This window comes from Variovorax sp. P4_D9, assembly GCF_056401695.1.
This window is the reverse complement of sequence record NZ_JBFUIU010000738.1, coordinates 1-4,333: the sequence shown is the minus strand read 5'-3', so window position 1 is coordinate 4,333 and position 4,333 is coordinate 1. Positions and strand designations below refer to the sequence as shown.

Below are 4,333 nucleotides of genomic sequence, written 5' to 3'. Positions count from 1 at the left end.
GTGCTGCCCGTGCTGGCGCCGGACGGCGCCACCGGCATGGGCATGCGGCGCCAGATGGCGCTGCTGGCGGGCTTCCTGGCGCGCGGGCTGCCGCGCCTGCGCTGGCTGCTCTCGGGCCTCGGCGTGGCGGCGCTGGGCCTGGTGCTGTGGCAGGGCGGTTACCTGTGGCGCGCCGACCTGGGCGCGATGAGCCCGGTGCCCAAGGCCATGCAGGCGCTCGATGCCGAACTGCGCGAGGACATCGGCGCCAGCGACGGCGGCACGCTGATCGTGGTCCGCGGCGCCGACGTCCAGGCCAGCCTGCTCAGCACCGAGGCGGCAGGCCAGCGCCTCGATGCCTTGGTCGACAAGGGCGAGCTGGCCGGCTTCGAGATCGTCACCCGCGTGCTGCCGAGCGAAGCGGCGCAGGCGGCGCGCATCGCGAGCCTGCCCGACGCCGTGACCCTGCGCAGCCGCCTCGTCGAGGCCACCCGGGGCCTGCCGCTTTCGGCTTCGCGACTCGAGCCTTTCATTGCCGATGTCCAGACCGCCCGGGCGCAGCCGACGATCCGGCGCGCCGACCTGCACGGAACGCCGCTGGACGCGGTGGTCGGTGCGCTGATGTTTGAGCGCGCCGGTGGCGGGTGGTCGACGCTGATCTCGCTGCATCCCGGGGCCGGCTTCGACGCCAAACGGCTGTCCGCGGCGCTCGACGGCCTGTCCGACGTCCAGGTCGTCAACGTCGGCGACGAGTTGTCCGGACTCTACAGGCGCTACCTGCGCGAGGCTTTCATGCAGGTCATGCTGGGGGCCCTGGCGGTGCTGCTGCTGCTGGCCCTCTGGCTGCGATCGGGGCGCCGCCTGCTGGCCGTCTGCCAGCCGCTGGTGGTGGCCGTGGTGCTCACGCTCGGCGGCATGGCGGCCCTGCACGTGCCGCTCGGAATCCTGCATCTGGTCGGACTGCTGCTGATCGTGGCGGTCGGATCGAACTACGCGCTGTTCTTCGATCAATTGCGCGAGACCGGGCGCGCCGACGAGGACACGCTGGCTTCCCTGATGCTGGCCAACCTGACGACTGTGGTGTCCTTCACCTTGATCGCGATTTCCGATATCCCGGCCCTGTCCTCGATTGGCCGCGTGGTGGCGCCGGGCGCTTTGCTGGCGCTGCTGTTGTCGGCGGCTTTCGCGCGCGCGGCGGCACCGGCGGGAGGAGACCGTCGCTGATGGGAAAATCCGGCACCATGACTTCCGTCGTTCCCGTCCTTCGTTCCGGATCCTGGCCCTGGCCGCCGCTGGTGCGTGCCAGCGTCAGCTGGCACCTGCTGGCCCTCGGCGCCGCCTTGGCCGTGCCCGGGGCCATCCCCTGGGCCATCGCCGCTGTGGTGCTCAACCACGTGCTGATTGCCGCCGCGGGCCTGGCGCCGCGCAGCAGCCTGCTGGGGCCGAACCTGACACGGCTGCCGCCGGCCGCCGAGGCGCGGCGCGAGATCGCGATCACGATCGACGATGGTCCCGATCCGGACGTCACGCCGCAGGTGCTCGACCTGCTCGACGCCCACCGCCAGCGGGCCACCTTCTTCTGCATCGCCGAGCGGGTGGCCGCGCATCCGGCGCTGGCGCGCGAGATCGTGGCCCGCGGCCACAGCATCCAGAACCACACGGCACGGCATCGCCACAACTTCTCGCTGCTCGGGCCGCGCGGCTTCGAGGCGGAGATCGCACGCGCCCAGCAGCTGCTGTTCGATGTCACCGGCGAGCGAGCGAGCTGCTTCCGAGCACCGGCCGGTTTGCGCAACCCCTTCCTGGCACCGGTGCTGCATCGGCTGGGCCTGTCCCTGGTGAGCTGGACGCGGCGCGGTTTCGACACCCGCGAGCGCAGCGCCGCCACCGTGCTGGCGCGGCTCACGCGCGACCTAAAGGCCGGCGACATCCTGCTGCTGCACGACGGCCATGCCGCGCGAACCGACAGCGGCCACGCCGTGGTGCTGGAGGTCTTGCCGGCGCTGCTGGCGCGCGTCCGGGCCGACGGCCTGCGCGCCGTCACGCTGCCCGAGGCCCTGGCCGCATGACAGGCTCCGTGTCCACGGACGCCGCATGGCGTCAGATCCACGCCCACGCGACCGCGCCGTATCGCAAGGCCGGCAGGTTCGCATGGCACTTCGCGCGCGGCAAGCTGGGGCGCGATCCGGTCTTTCGCGGACTGATCGAACGCGGCCTGATCGGCGGGCATCGGCGCCGAGTGGTCGACATCGGCTGCGGGCAGGGTCTGTTCGCGAGTCTTCTGGCGACGCTCGAGACAATGCAGTCGCGGCCCGGCGCATGGCCCGCATCCTGGGGCGCGGCGCCGGCCTCGGTCCGCTACACCGGCATCGAGCTGATGCCGAAGGACGTGGCGCGCGCCCAGGCCTCGATCGGGCACCTGCAGTCGGCTCCGGAGTTCGTCTGTGCCGACATGTGCAAGGCCGAGCTGCCGCCCAGCGACCTGGTTGTAATCCTTGACGTCCTCCACTATGTCGACCTCGACGCGCAAGAGGGCGTGCTGCGCCGCGTGCGCGAGGCCCTGCAGCCGGGCGGTCGCCTGCTGCTGCGCATCGGCGACGCCGCCAGCCGCCGCGGCTTCGCGATCAGCCAGTGGGTCGACCGCACCGTGACCCGGATTCGCGGCCATCGCGTGTCGCCGACCTGGGGCCGACCGCTCGACGACTGGATGGCGCTGCTGGAGCGCCTGGGATTCACGGTCCGCAGCATTCCGATGAGTGCGGGCACGCCCTTCGCCAACGTGCTGCTGGTGGCCGATATCAAGGAAGCCGAATGACTGCACCCCAGACCCTCGACCGCGCCGGCATCGCCCGGCGCATTCCCCACAGCGGCACCATGTGCCTGCTCGACCGGCTCGCCTCGTGGGACGAGCAGGCGATCCATTGCACGACCACCACGCATGCGCATCCGGACAACCCGCTGCGCACCGCCTCGGGACTGATGTCGCCCAACCTAATCGAATACGCGGCGCAGGCGATGGCGCTGCACGGGGGCTTGCTGGCGCCGGAGGGCAGCGAGCCCTCGGCCGGTTTCCTGGCCAGCGTCCGCAACGTGCGGCTGAGCGTGGAGCGCGTCGACGATATCGACGGCGAGCTGCACGTGCACGCCCAGCGGCTCACTGGCGATGTGAACCAGATCCTCTATCAATTCGCAGTCAAGGATGCTGCCGGCCGCGCCCTGGCTGAAGGCCGCGCCGTCGTCGTCCTGAACACCCCGCTCGCCATGGAAAGCAACGCATGAGTCTCACCGGAAAACGCGCCCTGATCACCGGCGCCAGCGGCGCCCTGGGCGCGGCGATCGCCCAGCGCCTGGCGCGCGATGGCGCCACCGTGCTGCTGCACGCCAACTCGCGGCCCGAGTCGATCGAGCAACTGGCCGCGACCATCGCCGCGGCCGGCGGCAAGGCCGAATGCGTGGTCTTCGACCTGCGCAGCGACGAGGCGGCGCAGGCGGCCTGTCAGCGTCTGCTCGAGGGCGGGCCGGTGCAGGTCATCGTCAACAACGCCGGCGTGCACGATGACGCGGTGCTGCCGGGGATGCGGCCCGAGCAGTGGCACAAGGTGATCGATGTCTCGCTCAACGGCTTCTTCCGCGTGACGCAGCCGCTGCTGCTGCCCATGCTGCGCACGCGCTGGGGACGCATTCTCAACATCTCGTCGGTGGCTTCGCTGACCGGCAACCGCGGGCAGGTCAACTACGCGGCCGCGAAGGGGGCGCTCAACAGCGCGACCAAGGCGCTGTCGCTCGAAGTCGCGGCGCGCGGCGTGACCGTCAATGCGATCGCGCCGGGGATCATCGCTTCGCCGATGGCGGATGGGGTGTTCGACACCGCAATGATCAACCAGATGGTGCCTGCGAAGCGCGCCGGGACGCCTGAGGAAGTCGCTTCGTTGGCCGGATTCCTGGCGAGTGACGAGGCGGCTTACATCACGGGGCAGGTGATTTCGATCAATGGCGGGATGATCTAGCTCTAGCCGCCGCCGCCGCGCGCGCCCTCAACTCAAATCACGATTGAAACGGCGGCGCCCCCCGCAGCTTGCGAATCACCAACCCAGGCACGCGCAGCACGAACTCCACCATCAGCCGCGTGTGCATCCAGGTCAGCAGCAGGTTRTCGCGCCCGTAGCGGAAGTGCGAGACCCCGCCTTCCTCCGCCGTCAGGTACTTCACCGGCGCATCGATGTTGACCGGCTTGACGCCTCGCCAGGCCAGGCGCACGACAGCCTCGGTGTCGAAGTCGAAGCGCCGCATCCACGGTTGCCGCGCCATGACCGAGATCAGGTCCGCCACCGGGTACACGCGAAAACCGTAGAGC

At 70.6% G+C, this 4,333-nt stretch carries 5 protein-coding genes and 1 pseudogene; 5 read left to right on the top strand and 1 reads right to left on the bottom strand.

From position 1 onward, the window contains the following. The 5 genes from AC1DY5_RS43980 to fabG form a co-directional block, all read left to right on the top strand. The coding region (locus tag AC1DY5_RS43980) for an MMPL family transporter (RefSeq protein WP_478120705.1) at positions 1–1,203 on the top strand (1,203 nt) is incomplete at its 5' end. Continuing rightward, positions 1,203–2,048 (top strand): polysaccharide deacetylase family protein, encoded by an 846-nt coding sequence (locus AC1DY5_RS43975; protein ID WP_478120704.1) that lies wholly within the window; start codon positions 1,203–1,205, stop codon positions 2,046–2,048. The genes AC1DY5_RS43980 and AC1DY5_RS43975, both read left to right, overlap by 1 nt. Beyond that, on the top strand, positions 2,045–2,794 hold the full coding sequence (locus tag AC1DY5_RS43970) for a class I SAM-dependent methyltransferase (protein WP_478120703.1): 750 nt from the start codon (positions 2,045–2,047) through the stop codon (positions 2,792–2,794). Before AC1DY5_RS43975 ends, AC1DY5_RS43970 begins: the two co-directional genes overlap by 4 nt. Continuing rightward, complete coding sequence (locus tag AC1DY5_RS43965; protein WP_478120702.1) at positions 2,791–3,258, top strand: hotdog family protein; 468 nt, start codon at positions 2,791–2,793, stop codon at positions 3,256–3,258. The genes AC1DY5_RS43970 and AC1DY5_RS43965 overlap by 4 nt, the downstream gene beginning before the upstream one ends. Continuing rightward, positions 3,255–3,986, top strand: a complete 732-nt coding sequence (gene fabG / locus AC1DY5_RS43960; protein WP_478120701.1) for a 3-oxoacyl-ACP reductase FabG — start codon at positions 3,255–3,257, stop codon at positions 3,984–3,986. The genes AC1DY5_RS43965 and fabG overlap by 4 nt, the downstream gene beginning before the upstream one ends. Positions 3,987–4,023: 37 nt before the next feature. Here fabG and AC1DY5_RS43955 read toward each other — a convergent pair. Beyond that, positions 4,024–4,333: pseudogene (locus AC1DY5_RS43955) on the bottom strand (glycosyltransferase family 2 protein); the annotation flags it as partial.

Coding starts and splice junctions, on each gene's coding strand:
- fabG (WP_478120701.1), top strand. CDS start 3,255: ATGAGTCTCACCGGAAAACGCGCCCTGATCACCGGCGCCAGCGGCGCC.
- AC1DY5_RS43970 (WP_478120703.1), top strand. CDS start 2,045: ATGACAGGCTCCGTGTCCACGGACGCCGCATGGCGTCAGATCCACGCC.
- AC1DY5_RS43965 (WP_478120702.1), top strand. CDS start 2,791: ATGACTGCACCCCAGACCCTCGACCGCGCCGGCATCGCCCGGCGCATT.
- AC1DY5_RS43975 (WP_478120704.1), top strand. CDS start 1,203: ATGGGAAAATCCGGCACCATGACTTCCGTCGTTCCCGTCCTTCGTTCC.